The organism is Mesorhizobium sp. L-8-10 (assembly GCF_016756635.1).
Lineage (GTDB): Bacteria > Pseudomonadota > Alphaproteobacteria > Rhizobiales > Rhizobiaceae.
Genome location: NZ_AP023263.1, coordinates 491,678 through 507,796, shown reverse-complemented (window position 1 = coordinate 507,796; position 16,119 = coordinate 491,678). Strand labels below are relative to the sequence as shown.

General features: G+C 65.4%; 17 protein-coding genes. 3 read left to right on the top strand and 14 right to left on the bottom strand.

Annotated elements, in window-relative coordinates:
• The first annotated feature begins 1 nt into the window (after window position 1).
• Together JN280_RS02310 and JN280_RS02305 are read left to right on the top strand one after the other, a co-directional pair.
• Complete coding sequence (locus tag JN280_RS02310; RefSeq protein ID WP_202309922.1) at window positions 2-439, top strand: hypothetical protein; 438 nt, start codon at window positions 2-4, stop codon at window positions 437-439.
• Between the two features lie 162 nt (window positions 440-601).
• Window positions 602-1,207: a VIT family protein gene (locus JN280_RS02305; RefSeq protein ID WP_202309921.1), complete on the top strand. Its 606-nt coding sequence runs from the start codon at window positions 602-604 to the stop codon at window positions 1,205-1,207.
• Between the two features lie 70 nt (window positions 1,208-1,277).
• On the opposite strand, the gene JN280_RS02300 is transcribed toward JN280_RS02305, so the two are convergent.
• The 9 genes from JN280_RS02300 to chvE form a co-directional block, all read right to left on the bottom strand.
• Window positions 1,278-1,694, bottom strand: a complete 417-nt coding sequence (locus JN280_RS02300) for a GFA family protein (RefSeq protein WP_202314471.1) — start codon at window positions 1,692-1,694, stop codon at window positions 1,278-1,280.
• Window positions 1,695-1,730: 36 nt separating this feature from the next.
• Window positions 1,731-2,195 carry an SRPBCC family protein gene (locus JN280_RS02295; RefSeq protein WP_202309920.1) on the bottom strand — a complete coding sequence of 155 codons (465 nt, stop codon included), beginning with the start codon at window positions 2,193-2,195 and terminating at the stop codon, window positions 1,731-1,733.
• Between the two features lie 2 nt (window positions 2,196-2,197).
• A complete protein-coding gene (locus JN280_RS02290; RefSeq protein ID WP_202309919.1) occupies window positions 2,198-2,512 on the bottom strand; it encodes an ArsR/SmtB family transcription factor in 315 nt (104 codons plus the stop codon).
• 143 nt (window positions 2,513-2,655) lie between these two features.
• Entirely contained in the window at window positions 2,656-2,844 is a 189-nt protein-coding gene (locus tag JN280_RS02285; protein ID WP_202309918.1) for a hypothetical protein, read from the bottom strand.
• A gap of 197 nt (window positions 2,845-3,041) precedes the next feature.
• A complete protein-coding gene (locus JN280_RS02280; RefSeq protein ID WP_202309917.1) occupies window positions 3,042-4,784 on the bottom strand; it encodes an IlvD/Edd family dehydratase in 1,743 nt (580 codons plus the stop codon).
• Between the two features lie 11 nt (window positions 4,785-4,795).
• Entirely contained in the window at window positions 4,796-5,782 is a 987-nt protein-coding gene (araD1, locus tag JN280_RS02275) for an AraD1 family protein (RefSeq protein WP_202309916.1), read from the bottom strand.
• A gap of 48 nt (window positions 5,783-5,830) precedes the next feature.
• The gene (mmsB, locus tag JN280_RS02270) at window positions 5,831-7,045 is read right to left on the bottom strand and encodes a multiple monosaccharide ABC transporter permease (RefSeq protein WP_202309915.1); all 1,215 of its coding nucleotides are present in this window, start codon (window positions 7,043-7,045) and stop codon (window positions 5,831-5,833) included.
• The gene (mmsA, locus tag JN280_RS02265; RefSeq protein ID WP_202309914.1) at window positions 7,042-8,577 is read right to left on the bottom strand and encodes a multiple monosaccharide ABC transporter ATP-binding protein; all 1,536 of its coding nucleotides are present in this window, start codon (window positions 8,575-8,577) and stop codon (window positions 7,042-7,044) included. Before mmsA ends, mmsB begins: the two co-directional genes overlap by 4 nt.
• A 95-nt stretch (window positions 8,578-8,672) precedes the next feature.
• A complete protein-coding gene (chvE, locus tag JN280_RS02260) occupies window positions 8,673-9,740 on the bottom strand; it encodes a multiple monosaccharide ABC transporter substrate-binding protein (RefSeq protein WP_202309913.1) in 1,068 nt (355 codons plus the stop codon).
• A 220-nt stretch (window positions 9,741-9,960) separates the two neighbouring features.
• On the opposite strand from chvE, the gene JN280_RS02255 reads away from it, so the two are divergent.
• Complete coding sequence (locus tag JN280_RS02255; RefSeq protein WP_202309912.1) at window positions 9,961-10,989, top strand: LysR substrate-binding domain-containing protein; 1,029 nt, start codon at window positions 9,961-9,963, stop codon at window positions 10,987-10,989.
• Between the two features lie 27 nt (window positions 10,990-11,016).
• Here the strand turns inward: JN280_RS02255 and JN280_RS02250 are convergent, their stop codons facing one another.
• The 5 genes from JN280_RS02250 to JN280_RS02230 form a co-directional block, all read right to left on the bottom strand.
• Window positions 11,017-11,730 (bottom strand): hypothetical protein, encoded by a 714-nt coding sequence (locus tag JN280_RS02250; protein WP_202309911.1) that lies wholly within the window; start codon window positions 11,728-11,730, stop codon window positions 11,017-11,019.
• 119 nt (window positions 11,731-11,849) lie between these two features.
• The gene (locus tag JN280_RS02245; RefSeq protein WP_202314469.1) at window positions 11,850-13,199 is read right to left on the bottom strand and encodes an aspartate aminotransferase family protein; all 1,350 of its coding nucleotides are present in this window, start codon (window positions 13,197-13,199) and stop codon (window positions 11,850-11,852) included.
• The gene (locus tag JN280_RS02240) at window positions 13,192-13,881 is read right to left on the bottom strand and encodes an HAD family hydrolase (protein WP_202309910.1); all 690 of its coding nucleotides are present in this window, start codon (window positions 13,879-13,881) and stop codon (window positions 13,192-13,194) included. Before JN280_RS02240 ends, JN280_RS02245 begins: the two co-directional genes overlap by 8 nt.
• Window positions 13,878-15,152: a Tm-1-like ATP-binding domain-containing protein gene (locus JN280_RS02235; RefSeq protein ID WP_202309909.1), complete on the bottom strand. Its 1,275-nt coding sequence runs from the start codon at window positions 15,150-15,152 to the stop codon at window positions 13,878-13,880. The genes JN280_RS02240 and JN280_RS02235 overlap by 4 nt, the downstream gene beginning before the upstream one ends.
• A complete protein-coding gene (locus JN280_RS02230; protein ID WP_202309908.1) occupies window positions 15,149-15,919 on the bottom strand; it encodes an IclR family transcriptional regulator in 771 nt (256 codons plus the stop codon). Before JN280_RS02230 ends, JN280_RS02235 begins: the two co-directional genes overlap by 4 nt.
• Window positions 15,920-16,119: the final 200 nt, after the last annotated feature.

Genomic DNA, 16,119 nt, shown 5'->3' with positions numbered 1-16,119 from the left:
GATGTCCGCCCGAATCCTGCGTTTTCCGGGTGCAATCCCGAATCACCCCCCAGCAAGGCTTCGGCTCATCGAAGACGAATATGCCGCCAAGGTGACCGCCGATGCGGACCGTCGCTTCTGGGTCCGGGTCGAACGCGAAGGCGGTGACACGATCGTCGTCAGCGACTTCGCCGTCGGCGAGCTTTCCGAGAGCGACTTGATCGAAGGCCTGCGCCTTGCGTTGCGGGCGCTCGACCATAGGGGACGCGCCGCGATACGCTTCATGGACATCGTCCCGGGCGGCATGGACAAGCCGCTTTTCGGAATGCGCCTGGAGCGGGCGGCGGAACTGGTGAAGCGGCTCTCCTGGGCCATCGCATCGGACAGCGGCCGCAGGATCACGGCCTTCAACATCTGCCAGCGTGGCGACAAGATGGACGCGGTCGCCCGGTTCAGCTAGCCGATGCGTCGGTTCAGAAAGCGGGTGCCTGTCTCGGGAACGACCTGACATGGGCAGTGGGATCGACGGCGTCGCTGGTTTCTGTCGCCGGAACTCCGACCCATGATTGCAGCGACGACCACCCGCAAACGTGTTCTGGAGCCGATCGACCGGATATCGGAAGTGCTGTTCGGTCTGATCATGGTCCTGACCTTCACCGGATCGCTGAGCGCGGCGGAGGCGGGGCGATCCGAAGTACGGACGATGCTGATCGGCGCGCTGGGCTGCAATCTGGCCTGGGGGCTTATCGATGCCATCATGTATCTCATGGGATGCCTGTCCGAGCGTGCGGCCGGCTTGCGCACCCTGGTGGCCGTGCAACGAGCGACAACGACGGAAGAGGCGCAGGGCGTCATCCTCCAGGCCGTGCCGCCGGTCATCGGCCGGGTCCTCACGCCTGCCGACGTCGAACGAATCCGCGACGAACTCACCCGGACAAGACTGCCCGCAAACCGGGCTCGGCTCGTCGGGGAGGATTGGCTGGGCGCCGCCGGGGTGTTCCTGCTTGTGTTCGCATCCACCATCCCCGTGGTGGTGCCGTTCATGCTACTCGACGAGGCGACGGTGGCGCTGCGCCTGTCGAATGCGATCGCGATGGCCATGATGTTCGCCTGTGGCTACGCATTCGGCCACCTTGCCGGTTATCGGGGCTGGCTGACCGGTGGTTCCATGGTGCTGCTCGGCGGCTTGCTGGTCACCCTGACCCTGACCATTGCGCTGGGCGGCTGACAAGAATGCCTGATATCGCCCTACAGCGCGTCGCGTAGATCCTTTTTCACGCGACGCGCTGTAGCCGAATTCAGCCGGGCGCCATGCGTTCGAATTTCTGCAACGAGGGATCGATCGGGTCCCATGCATGGCCGCGGATGCTGTAGGTGAGCGCTTGCGGGTTGAATTGGCCTGGGTCGTCGAGGCTGGCCGCGTGGACCGCTATCAGTTCCGGCATTGCAGCGAATGTCAGGTAGACCGGTGTTCCGCATGTCGGGCAGAAGGCATGGATCTTGTCATTCCCGCTGTCCCCGGCCACCCTCCACAGTGACGCTTTGCCGGCAATTCTTACGTCGGCTTGCTGCGGGAAGGTCAGATAGGACCCGTGCCCGGTACCGCTTCGTTTCTGGCAATCCCTGCATTGGCAGTGGTTCTCGAAGATGGATTCGCTGCTCGTTTCATAACGGATCGCGCCACACGCGCATCCGCCTGAATAGGACTTGGCCATGATCATGCTCCCTTGGGTGTTCTGACGCCGCACTGATCAGGCCGCCTTTGGCTTGGCGAAGACGTCGAGCCCACGGCCGGTTTCCAGGAAGGATTTCAGGCTGGAGAGAACCACCGGCCAACCTTTCCTGATGCCGTTCGCCATCCCGCTGCCGGCTTCGAGCTCGTCATGGGCGACGGTCAGCCGGACCATGTTCTCGTATTCTTCGATCTCGAATGTCACGCGGCTGTAGCTTGCCGGGTCAGACGCCTGCGAAGCATTCGCCCAGGTGATGACCAGGCGGGTCGGCGGCGAGACCTCGACGACCTTGCCGACGAGCTCGACCGTCCGTTTGTCATCGGCACGGATATGTTCCCATTTCGATCCGGGTCTCCAGTCGGAGACGTTCTCATGCCCCCAGTAGCGTCTTGCGAGGTCCGGTTTCGTTATGGCCTCGAACACCTTTTCCGGCGTCGAGAGGATATAGGTCACATAAAGAAAGCTGGTCGTCTCTTTGGTCATGATCACTCTCCTTCGAGTTCCTTCTTCAGATCGTGCAGCAGGCTGAGCCGCTCACGTTCGAACTTCCGCACCCACCGCTCGTAGACCTCGTGGAGCGGCACGGGATTGATGAAGTGCAGCTTCTCCCGGCCCCGCCTGACGGTGCTCACCAGATTGGCCTCCTCCAATATCCCGAGATGCTGCGTGGCGGATTGCCGGGCCATTTGCAGGTTCTCGCAAAGCTGGCCGAGAGGCTGCCCGTTGCTCTCGTAAAGAAGGTCAAGCAGCTTTCTGCGTGTCGGGTCAGCCAGCGCCTTGAAAACCTTGTCAGCGTCCATCGATCTCACTCACATGCCATGACTATATGCAGGTAATCACCTGCATGTCAAGCGCAGGCATTTACCTGCATGTAGACGGCAGCCAAGCCGGCATCATCCCTCTGGAGTGAGGGTGCTGGAATTCTGACGACGTTGGGACGAGCCTACCGGACGCGGCGGGCGAGCGGCAACGGCGGGGCGAGGGCCTCGACCATCTTCGGTCGCCCGGCGCGCTTGCGGGTGATGTCGCGGGTCACGGCGCCCAGCATGTGCGCAGGCGCCCGAGCTGGCTTGAACTGCCTGACGTAGGCATGGCGCCGCAGGTTGATCAGCGCGATCTGCCGGACCGGCATAGGGCTGGCGCGGCACGACTCCGTGCTCCCTGGTCGGCTTGACCGGCCGCTCGCGGGCGCGGTTCATCAGCTTGGCGTCGGTCGGGAGGGTAACTCTGACGGACCGTGGAGGAGAAGACAAGCGGCCGCGACCGCTTTATCCAACCTGCAAGAATGCGCGCGCACCTTTGGGGGACATGCTTCAGATGCCGTTGGCATCAGTGCGAGTCGCGTTTCACTTCAGAGCCGCGGGACCCGACGAGGAAGTCGAAGTCCGCGCCCTTGTCGGCCTGCGTGACGCGCTCGACATACAGCCCGGCATAGCCTGTCGAAGGCATCTGGGGCGGCGTCCAGGCGGCAAGCCGAGCGTCGATCTCGGCCATCGGCAGGTCGAGATGCAGCCGCCGGTTGGGCACGTCGACCTCGATGATGTCGCCGTCGCGCACGATCGCCAGCGGGCCGCCCGCCGCGGCCTCGGGCGCGGCATGCAGGATCACGGTTCCGTAAGCCGTGCCTGACATTCTGGCGTCGGAGATGCGGATCATGTCGCGCACGCCCCGCTTCAGCAGCTTGGGCGGCAGCCCCATATTGCCGACCTCGGCCATCCCCGGATAACCCTTGGGCCCGCAGTATTTGAGCACCAGGATCGACGACTCGTCGACGTCGAGCGCTTCGTCCTTGATGCGGGTATGATAGTCCTCGATGCTGTCGAACACGACCGCGCGGCCGCGATGCCTGAGCAGGTGCTCCGATGCCGCTGATGGTTTCAGCACGGCGCCGGCGGGCGCCAGATTGCCGGTCAGCACGGCGATACCGCCGGAGCGCGTCAGTGCCTTTTCCGGCGGCAGGATCACCGCCGCATCGTGGTTGGGTGCGTTCTTCACGCCGTCCCAGATCGTCTCGCCCGACACGGCAAGCGCATCGCGGTTGAGCAGGCCGAGCTCGCCCACCGCGCGCATCACCGCCGGCAGTCCGCCGGCATAATAGAATTCCTCCATCAGATATCTACCTGAAGGCTGCAGGTTGACGATGGTCGGCACGTCGCGGCCGAGCCGGTCCCAGTCGTCGAGCTCGAGCTTCACGCCGACGCGCCCGGCGAGCGCCAGTAGGTGAAGCACCGCATTGGTCGATCCGCCGATGGCGCCGTTGACGCGGATAGCATTCTCGAAGGCCTCGCGGGTCAGCACGTCTGACGGCTTCAGGTCGTCCTTGACCATGTCGACGATCCGCCGGCCGGACAGCTGGGCAAGCACGCGGCGGCGCGCATCCACCGCCGGGATCGCCGCATTGCCCGGCAGCGTCATGCCGAGCGCCTCGGCCATGGAGGCCATGGTCGAGGCGGTGCCCATAGTCATGCAGCTGCCGGCCGAGCGGGCCATGCCCTGCTCGGCATCCATGAACTCCTCCAGCGTCATCTCGCCGGCCTTGACCATTTCGGAGAACTGCCAGATCGCCGTGCCCGATCCGACATCCCGGCCGCGCCATTTGCCGTTGAGCATCGGCCCGCCCGAGACCACGATCGCCGGGATGTCGACGCTCGCTGCCCCCATCATCAGCGATGGCGTCGTCTTGTCGCAACCTGTCAGCAGCACCACGCCGTCGATAGGGTTGGCGCGGATCGCCTCCTCGGCATCCATGGCCGCGAGGTTACGGAACATCATCGCCGTCGGGCGAAGCGTGCTCTCGCCGCAGGAGAACACCGGGAACTCGACGGGGAAGCCGCCGGCCTCGTAGACGCCGCGTTTCACCCGCTCGGCGATATCACGCAGATGTGCATTGCAGGGCGTCAGCTCCGACCAGGTGTTGCAGATGCCGATGATCGGCCGCCCGTCGAACGTATCGGCCGGCAGGCCCTGGTTCTTCATCCAGGAGCGATGCATGATCGCGTTCTTGCCGGTTCCGCCGAACCAATCCTGCGAGCGCAGCTTGCGCGGCCAGGGCGCCTTCTTCCAGGACGTCATCGCATCGCTCCTCAAAGTGCCGTGACCGGCGCCGCGGCTGCCGGCGCGACATCAAGCACGTTCCGCAACGGAAGGCCGAAATCCGGCGCGGAGATCTCGAACACGTCGCCCGGTTCCGCCCTGATGCCGTCGGCGAAGGACAGCGTGGCCGTGCCGAACATATGGACGTGGACGTCGCCGGGCTGGCGGAAAAGCGGATATTTGAAGTGGTGGTGCTCGAGGTTGGCGATCGTATGCGACATGTTCGCCTCACCGGAGAGGAACGGCTTCTCCCACAGCGTCTTGCCTCCGCGCAGGATGCGCGACGTGCCGCGTATGTCGGCCGGCAGGTCGCCGACCAGGATCTCCGGCCCGAAGGAGGCGTTGCGCAGCTTCGAATGCGCCAGATAGAGATAGTTCATCCGCTCGGTCACGTGGTCGGAGAACTCGTTGGCGAGCGCGAAACCGACGCGGAGGGGCGTGCCGTCGTCGCCGATGACATAGATGCCGGCGATCTCGGGTTCCTCGCCGCCGTCCCTGGCGAAATCGGGCGAGACCAGCGGCGCGCCGGGCGCCACCGCGGTGACGCCGTTGCCCTTGTAGAACCATTCCGGCTGGACGCCGATCTCGCCTGTTGGCGGCTTGCCGCCTTCGAGCCCCATGCGGAACATCTTCATGGAATCGGTGAGCTGTTCCTCGCCGGCGAGCTTCTTGTGCATGGCGTCGCGCGTCGCGGCCGAGCCGAGATGGGTGAGGCCGGTGCCGGTGAGATGGAGATGCGCAGGGTCGGCATGGCTGATCGGTGAAACGAGCCGACCCTCGGCATAGGCCGCTTCGAGATCGACCTTGTCGCCGAGCCCCTTGCGCTCGACCAGCGCGGCGAGCTTCCCGCCGCTGCGTCCCGTCTCGAGCGCCAGCGCATGGACGCTGGCCGTATCGCGGACGATCCTCGCTACGCCGTCGCGCCGCACGACCACGCGGAGCGTGCCGCCGGCGTCCAGAATCTGTGAAACTAGCATGGTGTCTCCTGGCATTTGGCAGCCTGAGTCGGCCGGCCGCCGGGCTCCTCAGGCCTTGTTCTTGTTGTAGACGTCGAAGACCACGGCACCGAGCAGCACCAGCCCCTTGATCACCTGCTGCCAGTCGATGTTGACGCCCATGATCGACATGCCGTTGTTCATGACGCCCATGATGAAGGCGCCGATCACGGCCCCGGCGACCTGCCCGACGCCGCCCATGGCCGACGCGCCGCCGATGAAGACGGCCGCGATCACATCGAGCTCGAAGCCGAGGCCGGCCTTGGGTGTGGCCGTGTTGAGCCGGGCCGCGAAGATGAGGCCGGCCAGCGCCGCCAGCATACCCATGATGACGAAGATGGAGAAGGTCAGCCGCTCGGTCTTGATGCCGGAAAGGGCGGCCGCCTTGACGTTGCCGCCCATCGCATAGATGCGGCGGCCGAAGGTCATCCGCTTGGTGATGAAGACGAAGAGCGAGATCAGCACGCCCATCACGATCAGCACGTTTGGCAGGCCCTTGTAGGAAGCCATCATGTAGACCAGGAACAGGACGATCGCGGAGATGAACACGTTCTTGATCACGAAAAGCGCGAAGGGTTCGGCTTCGTAGCCGTGTCTCTCCCGGTTGCGGCGGCTCTTCAGGCTGAAATAGAGCATGGCCGCGACGATCGCGATGCCGATGACGAGCGTGGTCGAACGTAAGGTGGTGGCGCCGATCGTGACCGGTCCGATGACGTCGGGGATGAAGCCGGCGCTGAGCAGCTGGAATTCGCGCGGGAAGGGGCCGACCGACCTGCCGCCGAGCAAAGCGAGCGACAGGCCCTTGAAGACGAGCATGCCGGCCAGCGTGACGATGAAGGACGGGATCTTCATATAGGCGATCCAGTAGCCTTGCGAGGCGCCGATGATGCCGCCGACGATCAGGCAGATCAGCCCCGCCAGGATCGGATTGACGCCGTATTCCACCATCAGCACCGCAGCCACCGCGCCGATGAAGCCCGCAACGGAACCGACCGAGAGATCGATATGACCGGCTACGATCACCAGCAGCATGCCGAGCGCCATGATGATGATGTAGGAGTTCTGCAGCACCAGGTTGGTGAGGTTCACCGGCTTGAACAGCGTGCCGTTGGTGGTGAACTGGAAGAACACCATGATGGCGATGAGGGCCAGCACCAGGCCGTAGTCGCGGAGGTTGTCCTTGAGTGCGGCCTGGGCCGTCGCCCTGGCCGGATTGGCCGTGGTTCCTGCCGTTTCGGTGCTCATGATGCTGCTCTTCCCTCAGCGCGGACGATGGCGCGCATGATCTTCTCCTGCGAGGCGTCGCCGGCGGCCATTTCGCCCACGATGCGCCCCTCGTTCATGACATAGATGCGGTCGCAAATGCCGAGCAGTTCCGGCATCTCCGACGAGATCACCAGGATGCCTTTGCCTTCCTCGGCCAGCCGGTTGATGATCCCGTAGATTTCGTATTTCGCGCCGACATCAATGCCGCGCGTCGGCTCGTCGAGAATCAGCACCTCGGGATTGGCGAACAGCCACTTCGACAGCACGACCTTCTGCTGGTTGCCGCCCGACAGATTGCCGGTCACCTGATAGACGCTGGAGGAACGGATATTGGTCTTCCGGCGGTAGTCGTTGGCGGCGTTCAGCTCGCGTATGTCGTCGATCACGCCGGCATTCGAGACGCCCTTCAGATTGGCGATCGTGACGTTGTGCTTGATGTGGTCGATGAGGTTGAGGCCATAGGTCTTGCGGTCCTCGGTGGCATAGGCGATGCCGTGTGCGACGGCCTTGCCGACGCTGGAAACGTCGACCCTCCGGCCGTGCAGCAGGACGTCCCCGCTGATATCGGTGCCGTAGCTCCTGCCGAAGATGCTCATGGCGAATTCGGTGCGCCCGGCACCCATCAGCCCGGCGATGCCGACCACCTCGCCCTTGCCGACGCTGATATCCACGCCCTTGATCACCCGCCGCTCCGGATGGAGCGGGTGATGCACGACCCAGTTCCTTACCTCGAAGATGGTCTCGCCGATCTTCGGCACACGCCTGGGGTAGCGGTCCTCCAGCGGCCGGCCGACCATGGAGGTGATGATGCGATCCTCGTCGATCTGCCCCCCGTCCAGCGTCTCGATCGTGCGTCCGTCGCGCAGGATGGTGATCCGGTCGGCGACCTTGCCCACCTCGTTGAGCTTGTGGGAGATCAGGATCGAAGCGATGCCATGGTCCTTGAACTCGATCAGCAGCTTGAGCAGCGCCTCGCTGTCCTTCTCGCTCAGGCTCGCCGTCGGCTCGTCGAGGATGAGCAGCTTCACCTCCTTCGACAGCGCCTTGGCGATCTCGACGAGCTGCTGCTTGCCGACGCCGATATTCGTGACCAGCGTATCGGGGTCTTCGCCGAGGCCGACCTTGCGCAGCAGCGCCGCGGCCCTGGTGCGCACCGCGTGCCAGTCGACGATGCCGAAGCGCGCCTGCTCGTTGCCGAGGAAGATGTTCTCGGCGATCGAAAGCAGCGGCACCAGCGCCAGTTCCTGATGGATGATGACGATGCCGCGCCGCTCGCTGTCGTGGATGCCGTGGAACCGGCATTGCTCGCCCATGAACGTGATCTCGCCGGCATAGGAGCCGGAGGGATAGACCCCGCTCAGCACCTTCATCAGCGTCGACTTGCCGGCGCCGTTCTCGCCGACAATGGCGTGGATCTCGGCGGCGCGCACGGTGAGGTTCACGTCCTGGAGCGCCTTCACGCCGGGGAAGGTCTTGGTGATGCCCCGCATTTCCAGGATGGTCTGGCTCATTCGCAGTACTTGTCCAATTCGGACAGGCGGCATCGAGGCCGCCGATTTCCAGGGAAGCGGGCCGAAGGGCAGGCACCCTCCGGCCCAGACAGATGTCACTTCAGCTCGTCGGCCTTGATGTAGCCGGAGCCGACGACGATCGGCTCGTAGTTCGCCTTGTCGACCGAGACGGGAACGAGCAGGTAGGAAGGAACCACCTTGACCCCGTTTTCGTAGGTCTTGGTGTCGTTGATCTCAGGCTCCTTGCCCGAGAGCACGGCGTCGACGAGATTTGCGGTCACCTTGGCCAGTTCGCGGGTGTCCTTGAACACGGTCGAATACTGCTCGCCGGCGATGATCGCCTTGACCGACGGAACCTCCGCGTCCTGGCCGGTCACGATCGGCCAGGGCTGGTCGGCGGTGCCGTAGCCGACGCCGCGCAGCGAGGAGATGATGCCGCGGGAGAGACCGTCATAAGGGGCGAGCACGCCGTCGACGCGGCTGCCGTCGGAGTAGTTTGCCGACAGGATGTTGTCCATGCGGGCCTGTGCGACCGCGCCGTCCCAGCGCAGCGTGCCGACCTTCTCCATGCCCATCTGGCCCGACTTCACGACCAGCACGCCCTTGTCGATGAGCGGCTGCAGCACCGACATGGCGCCGTCGTAGAAGAAGAAGGCGTTGTTGTCGTCGGGCGAACCGCCGAACAGCTCGATGTTGAACGGCCCCTGCTTCTCCGGGTAGCCGAGGCCCTTCAGCAGCGAGTCCGCCTGCAGCACGCCGACCTTGAAATTGTCGAAGGTGGTGTAGAAATCGACATTCGGGCTGTCGCGGATCAGGCGGTCATAGGCCACGACCTTGACGCCCTTGTCGGCGGCCTGCTGCAGCACGGCCGAGAGCGTTGTGCCGTCGATCGAGGCGATGACCAGCACCTTGACGTCCTTGGTCACCATGTTCTCGATCTGGGCGAGCTGGTTGGGGATGTCGTCCTCGGCATATTGCAAGTCGGCAGCGTAACCCTTCGCCTCCAGTGCCTTGACCAGTTCGTTGCCGTCGCTGATCCAGCGCAGCGAGGATTTGGTCGGCATGGCGATGCCGACGGTGCCCTTGTCCTGCGCGCTCGCCGGCAGGGCGATCGCCGCGAAGCCGACCGCCAGCGCGGCGATGAATGATGTGAGTGATTTCAATGTCTCTCTCCCTGGTTGATCGTGCGCGGCGGCCCTGGCGCGAAACGCTTCCGACAAAATTCCCGGCCCGTCCGAATAGTCCTCCCGTGTCATGGACGGCCCCGGCACGCGACCAATCCCGCCGATGACCGCCGAGGTCCATGACGGTGAGACGTTGGATGCGATTGATATAACTGTCAAATGCAATCTATGATGCTTCGCATACCGGATCTGATATGTCATGCGTCTCGCCGCCGCCGGGCGGGCGCATGGGGAGGCCTCCATTCCGAAAAGACAACCGAGCCCCGCGTCCAGCTCCCAGGAAGACGGCGAAAGCCTGCTGCGCAGCGGATTGAAGTTCAGCCACATGCGCATGATCGTGGCGCTCGACGACCACGGAAGGGTCAGTGCGGCGGCGCATGTGCTCAACATCTCGCAGCCGGCGGCTTCACGCATGATCGCCGAGATGGAGGCGATCCTCGACGTCAAGCTCTGCGATCGCCTGCCGCGCGGCGTCGCGTTGACCTCCTATGGCAAGGCGTTGGCGCGGCGGGCCCGGGCAATCCTGCTCGAGATGCGCGAGGCCGACCGCGAGATCGCCGATCTCAAGAGCGGCAGGGGCGGTGCGGTGTTCGTCGGCGCCGTCACTGCTCCGGCGATCGATCTGGCGGTTCCGGCGATCCGTGACGTGCGCAGTCTCTACCCGCGCATCGAGATCAACATTCAGGTCGAGACCAGCAATGTCCTGGCGCGGGAACTGCTTGCGTCGCGGCACGATTTCATCATCGGGCGCATCCCCGACGACCTCAATCCGCGGCTGTTCGAGAGCCGGGTGATCGGCATCGAGAAAGCCTGCCTGATCGTGCGTCGCGGCCACCCGTTGCTCGGCGGGGGTGCGCCGGTACCCCTCGAACGGCTGACTGCCTATGACTGGGTCTTCCAGCCGGGCGGCTCGCTGCTGCGGCGCACGATCGAGGCGCTGCTCATCGCCGCCAATGTGCCGTTGCCCGATCAAGTCCTCAATACGAGTTCGCTGCTGCTCACGCTCGTCATGGTCGCGCAATCCGACGCGATCGCGCCCGTGGCCACGGAAGTGGCCGACTTCATCCGCGCCGAGCAGGGCCTGGCCGGCGCGATCGAGATCCTGCCCGTCGACGTCGATATCGAGGTGCAGCCCTACAGCCTGATCATGCTTCGCAACCGGGCGCTCTCGCCGGCCGCCCAGATATTGCACGATTTCATCGTCAGGCGCGCGAACATGCCCGGATAGGGCGCGCGCCAGTTGCCGCGGACAACGCTACCAGTTGCTCTTCAGCTTCTCCCAGCCGTCCGACGAGGTCATGATCGCCACGGCCGTGGCCATGGTCTCGGCGTCGCGGGGACCGGTCAGGCTCCAGGAGCCCGAAAGCAGGAAGACGACGCCCATGGCTGCCGTGCAGCCGCCGCGCGCCGAATCCACGAGGTCGCGGCTGACCTGCTCCTTGGGGCGGGTCTCACCCTTGGCTGCGGAATAGACCTTCTTCCCGAGCGAATGGAACCCCTTGAGGATGGCCGAGACTCCGAGCGTGCCGACGCCGACGGCCACAAGCGCGACGTTCCGTTCCTTCTTGTCGATGATGTATTGGATGTTCTTGGCGCATTTGCCGCAATGGCAGCCGTAAAGGACAGGACTCTTGGCGCTTTTCAACGCATCGTCGCGCAGATCGTAGAGATCGAAGATCTTTCCCGCCTGGGTCGCCACCATCGCCGCACCGATCCAGGGTGAGAGTGCGGCGCCGATCGGCGCCAGGGTCAGCCCCACCCCGCCGACGCTCGCGATCTGCAGCCCGCTCGTCACGCCGACCGCCGAAACCGCCTTCGTCACGCCGGTCTGGGCGGCCATCGGCCCGAGCTTCAGCATCAGCGACTTCATCACGCTGGAGAACTTGCCCCAGACGCCGTGACACAGTCGGCCCTGCTCCTCGATCTTGCCGCTTAGTTCCGCAAGCTGTTCCGGCGACGGCAAACCCATCGGACCCCACCCTCCAATGACTCGCCGCACCCTACCACGCTTTTCGTTAAGCCATGATGAACCCGCCGGAACACGAAAAGGTCCCGTGCGGCGCTGTCATCTTGACGGTCGCACGGATCTCAGATGGCCGAGAGCCCTACGTCGATCGCCGAGACGATCGTCCCGACGTCGGCGGCCGTGACGATCAGCGGCGGCGACAGGATGATGGTGTTGCCGGAAACCCGGACCATCACGCCCTGCCGATAAGTCGTCTCGAAGACCTTGCCGATCAGCTTCTTGTCGATCGGCTTCTTGGTCTTGCGGTCACCGACGAGTTCGATGGCGACCATCAGCCCCTTGCCGCGCACGTCGCCGACGCTCTCATGCCGCTCCATCAGCGCCGCGCAGCCCGCGATCAGCTCCGCGCCGCGCGCCGCGGCATTCGCGGCAAGCCCCGCCTTCTCCATCTCGGGCAGGCAGGCGAGCGCGGCCGCCGCGCCGACCGGATGGGCCGAATAGGTGTAGCCATGGCCGATGGCGCCGAAGGAGTCATTGTTAGTCTCGAAGGCTTCCGTGACCTTCTCGCCGATCATCACGGCGCCGAAGGGAAAATAGCCGTTGGTGATCGCCTTGGCGGTGCACATCAGATCGGGCTTGACGCCCCAGAGCCGCGAGCCCGTCCAGGCGCCGGTGCGTCCGAAAGCGGTGATCACCTCGTCGGCGATCAGCAATATGCCGTGGCGGTCGCAGATTTCGCGCACCAGCGGCATGAAGCTCTCATGCGGCGGGATGACGCCGCCGGCGCCGAGCACCGGTTCCATGATGAAGGCTGCGATCGTGTCGGCGCCCTGGAAGGCGATTTCATCCTCGAGCGCGGCTGCGCAGAGCTGGGCGAGCCGCGCCGGATCGGTTTCGCCGAAGGGGTTGCGGTAGAGATAGGGCGCCGTTGCCTGGAAGCAGCCGGGCAGAAGCGGCTCGTAGTTGCGCCGGAAATTGCTGTTGCCGTTCACCGAGGCGCCGCCGAAATGCGTGCCGTGATAGCCCTTCTTCAGGCTGAGGAATTTCGTGCGGTCCCGCTCGCCGCGGATCTTGTGGTACTGGCGGGCCAGCCGGAGCGCCGTCTCGACGCTGTCGGAGCCGCCCGAGGTGAAGAAGGAGCGCACCAGCCCGTCCGGCCGGAACCACTCGGCGAGCGCATAGGACAGTTCGACCGCCGGCCCGGTCGCGGTGCCGCGGAAGGCCGAATAATAGGCGAGCTGGTCGAGCTGGCGGGAAATCGCCTGTTTGATCGGATCGCAGGAATAGCCGAGATTGACGTTCCACAATCCGCCGACAGCGTCGAGCGACTTGTGGCCGTCGACATCGGTCAGCGTCACGCCCTCGGCCGCGGTGATGACCTTCGGCGGATTGGCGCGCATCTCCGCCGGATGCGCCATCGGATGCCACATGTGGCGCGCGTTGTTTTCCTTGAGGAAATTGTTGTCATGCAACATCATGGCGTCCCTCCGCTGGGGGTTCGATGCCGAGCAGCGCGAGCGCTTGCCGATAGCCGTCGGCGGGTTGGCGTACGTCGAAATGCACCGTGCGCATGCCGGCCCGGACGGCCCCCTCGATATTGCGCTTCTGGTCGTCGACGAAGACGCAGGCGCCGGCCGGCACGCCGAGCGCGGCGGTCACGGCCCCATAGGAGCGTGGATCGGGCTTCAGTATGCCGGTGTAGGTGGCGTCGACGATGGTTTCGAAAAGGTCGAGCAGCGGCAGCCGGCCACGGAAGTCCGCGCCGTAGAAGAGATCCAACTCGTTGGAGAGGATCGCCAGCCGCACGCCGTTGTGATGCGCCAGCCGGATCGCCATGTCGGCCTCGGGTCTGACCACCGCTTCGGGATCGGCGCCGCGCGCCCGGCGAACGAAGGTCTCCATCGCATCCCAATCCTCGCCGACCAGACGGCCCGCCTGCCGGGTCCGCTGGAGCCAGTAGTCGCGCTCGGTGATCGCGCCGGCCTGCATGGCTTGCCACAGCGGGTCGCCCGACGGGTCGAACGGCCCGCGCCAGGCGAGCGTGCCTCGCGCCAGGCCCAGCGCCTGTTCCGTCAGCGCATGCGTCTCGAAGAGCGTGCGGGTCACCACGCCGCCGAAGTCGAGCACCAGGACCTGCGCAGGAGGAGGCGTCATGCCCCGGCGCCTTCCATGGCGACGCCCGGCTCGACGATGCCCTCAATCACCCAGCGGTCGAAGATCTCCAACGCCTTCGCCGCGAAGGCGTCGCTGTTGATATGGGCGGCGATCTCGTGAAGCTCGACACCGGCCGGCACGCTCGCCCGCATCTCGTCGACGAAGGCCGCCAGCGCTTCGGGCTCGTGCAGCGGCTCGCCTTGCTGGTCCCACTGCTGAATGCCGTCGGCCGGCAGGATGAAGGCGACCGGCCCCTTGGCCGCGCCAAGCTTGCGGGCAATGGCGCGGGCCGTCGCGCGCCGACCCTCCACACCAGTCGTCGCCGAGGCGATGAGCCGGTTATGCGCGTGGTAAGGACGATCGGCGAAGGCGGCCGGCGCGTCCTGCCACGCGGCGAAGTCGATCATGTCGATCGCACCCGGGGCGACGATCTGTGGGATGCCGCGCCGTCCGGCATTCTCGAGCCGGTCGGCTCCCGATGTGGTGACGACACCGTTGATATGGTTGGTGACCTCCTGCAGGCTGAGGTCGAACACGGCCGCGAAGCCGCCCTGCGCCGCGACCTGCTCGAAGGCCCGGCCGCCCATGCCGGTCGTATGAAAGACGGCGACGTCATAGCCACGTCGTTCCAGCGCCGGCCGCAGCCGACCCATATAGCTGAGGCAGCTCGAACCGAGCGAGGTCATGCCGATGGCCGGTCGCGGCCCTGACGGCTTCTGCACTGCCCTCGCGGCACCGACCGCCGCGCCGCAGGCCTGCGACAGCACGGATTTGCAGATGCCGCTCAGGCCGTGAAGCCCGCCGGCCCACAGGATCATCATCAGGTCGGGGGCAATGCGTTCGGGTGGCACCAGATGTGAATAGGCGATGGTCGATACGACCAGCTTCGGCACGCCGAGCGGCAGGGCCAGCGCGACGTCGAGCGCGAGATCGGTGCCCATCGAACCGCCGAGCGCGATGAAGCCGTCGATGTCGCCGCGGTCGTGGAGCGCCCTGGCGAGGCGCGAGGCTCCAAGCGCCATCAACGCCATGGCGGAGTTCTCGTCGCCGCTCGTCGCCACAGCTTCGATCGTCGTGTCCGCCGCCGCCGCGACCGCGTGCTTGTCGTGGTCCGGCCGGAAACGCGGGTTGCCGAGCACGCTGACGTCCATCAGCACGGCTTCGCCGCCGGATGCCTCGATCGTGGCGCGCATGAACAGCAGTTCGGCGGCCTTCGTGTCTCCCGTGCCGATGACCAGGATCCGCGGCCTTGTGGTTGCACCGGCCGTCATGCCTGCCGCCTCAATGTGTTCAGGTTCTCGCCGTTGAGGCGCGCCGAGATCGCGCGGGCCGCCTCGGCCGCGGCCAGACCCCGCTCCTTCACGGCATCGGCCGGCGTGCGCGCCAGCGGGGCGGCGATCGCGATGGTGCCGATGGCGAAGCCGTCGGTGCCGAGGATGGCGGCCGCGACGCTGATCACGCCCTCCTCGAAACCCTGGTCGCCGATCGAATAGCCGCGTTCCCTGGCGGCATCGATCGCTCGGGCGACCGCTGCGGGATCGGTCAGCGTGTGTGGGGTGAAGGCCGTCAGCGGCCTGGTCAGCCGGGCCTTCACGACGTCGGGGCGCGCCGCCGCCAGAAAAGCGATGCCGGAGGCGGTCGAATGCAGCGGCAGCGGTTGGCCGATGTCGACGAAGACGCGGTTCGCCCGCGCCGGGTGCTCGACATGCACCGTCACCAGCCCGTCCAGCCCGGGCTCGGAAAGATGTACGGTTTCGGCGGTCGCTGCCGCAAGCTCGCGGATGAAGGGCGTTGCGGTCTGCAGCAGCGGAAAGCGTGCCTCGCGGATTCGCGCCAGCCGCGAGAGACCGGCCCCGAGCCGGTAGAGGCGGGATTCGATGTCCTGCTCGACGAAGCCGTGCGCGGCGAGCGAGACCAGCAAACGGCGTGTCGTCGCCTTGTCGAAGCCGGCGCGCCGGGCGAGGTCGGAGAGCCCGAGTTCGGGCGTCTCCGTCGTGAACAATTCCAGCAGCGTGATCGCTTTGCCGACCGTGCCCAATAACGCCTCCCACGCTGAGCCATTCAGTTAACGCGTGAATTAACTTGACAGGAACCGGAGTCGTTTGCAAGTCTATATTCAAAATAGCGGTTCAAATAAAGAACCGGTACTTCACATGAGATGCGGGACCCGAGAGGGCCCTGGGATTGGAACGGCTGGAGCGCTGCGTGGCCATTCGGCATGCACGTGACACTCCGGCT

Excerpts from the sequence above, each read along its gene's own strand:
- JN280_RS02310 (WP_202309922.1), top strand. The coding sequence starts at position 2 with ATGTCCGCCCGAATCCTGCGTTTTCCGGGTGCAATCCCGAATCACCCC.
- JN280_RS02300 (WP_202314471.1), bottom strand. The coding sequence starts at position 1,694 with ATGGCCAAGTCCTATTCAGGCGGATGCGCGTGTGGCGCGATCCGTTAT.
- JN280_RS02295 (WP_202309920.1), bottom strand. The coding sequence starts at position 2,195 with ATGACCAAAGAGACGACCAGCTTTCTTTATGTGACCTATATCCTCTCG.
- JN280_RS02290 (WP_202309919.1), bottom strand. The coding sequence starts at position 2,512 with ATGGACGCTGACAAGGTTTTCAAGGCGCTGGCTGACCCGACACGCAGA.
- JN280_RS02285 (WP_202309918.1), bottom strand. The coding sequence starts at position 2,844 with ATGCCGGTCCGGCAGATCGCGCTGATCAACCTGCGGCGCCATGCCTAC.
- JN280_RS02280 (WP_202309917.1), bottom strand. The coding sequence starts at position 4,784 with ATGACGTCCTGGAAGAAGGCGCCCTGGCCGCGCAAGCTGCGCTCGCAG.
- araD1 (WP_202309916.1), bottom strand. The coding sequence starts at position 5,782 with ATGCTAGTTTCACAGATTCTGGACGCCGGCGGCACGCTCCGCGTGGTC.
- mmsB (WP_202309915.1), bottom strand. The coding sequence starts at position 7,045 with ATGAGCACCGAAACGGCAGGAACCACGGCCAATCCGGCCAGGGCGACG.
- mmsA (WP_202309914.1), bottom strand. The coding sequence starts at position 8,577 with ATGAGCCAGACCATCCTGGAAATGCGGGGCATCACCAAGACCTTCCCC.
- JN280_RS02255 (WP_202309912.1), top strand. The coding sequence starts at position 9,961 with ATGCGTCTCGCCGCCGCCGGGCGGGCGCATGGGGAGGCCTCCATTCCG.
- JN280_RS02250 (WP_202309911.1), bottom strand. The coding sequence starts at position 11,730 with ATGGGTTTGCCGTCGCCGGAACAGCTTGCGGAACTAAGCGGCAAGATC.
- JN280_RS02240 (WP_202309910.1), bottom strand. The coding sequence starts at position 13,881 with ATGACGCCTCCTCCTGCGCAGGTCCTGGTGCTCGACTTCGGCGGCGTG.
- JN280_RS02235 (WP_202309909.1), bottom strand. The coding sequence starts at position 15,152 with ATGACGGCCGGTGCAACCACAAGGCCGCGGATCCTGGTCATCGGCACG.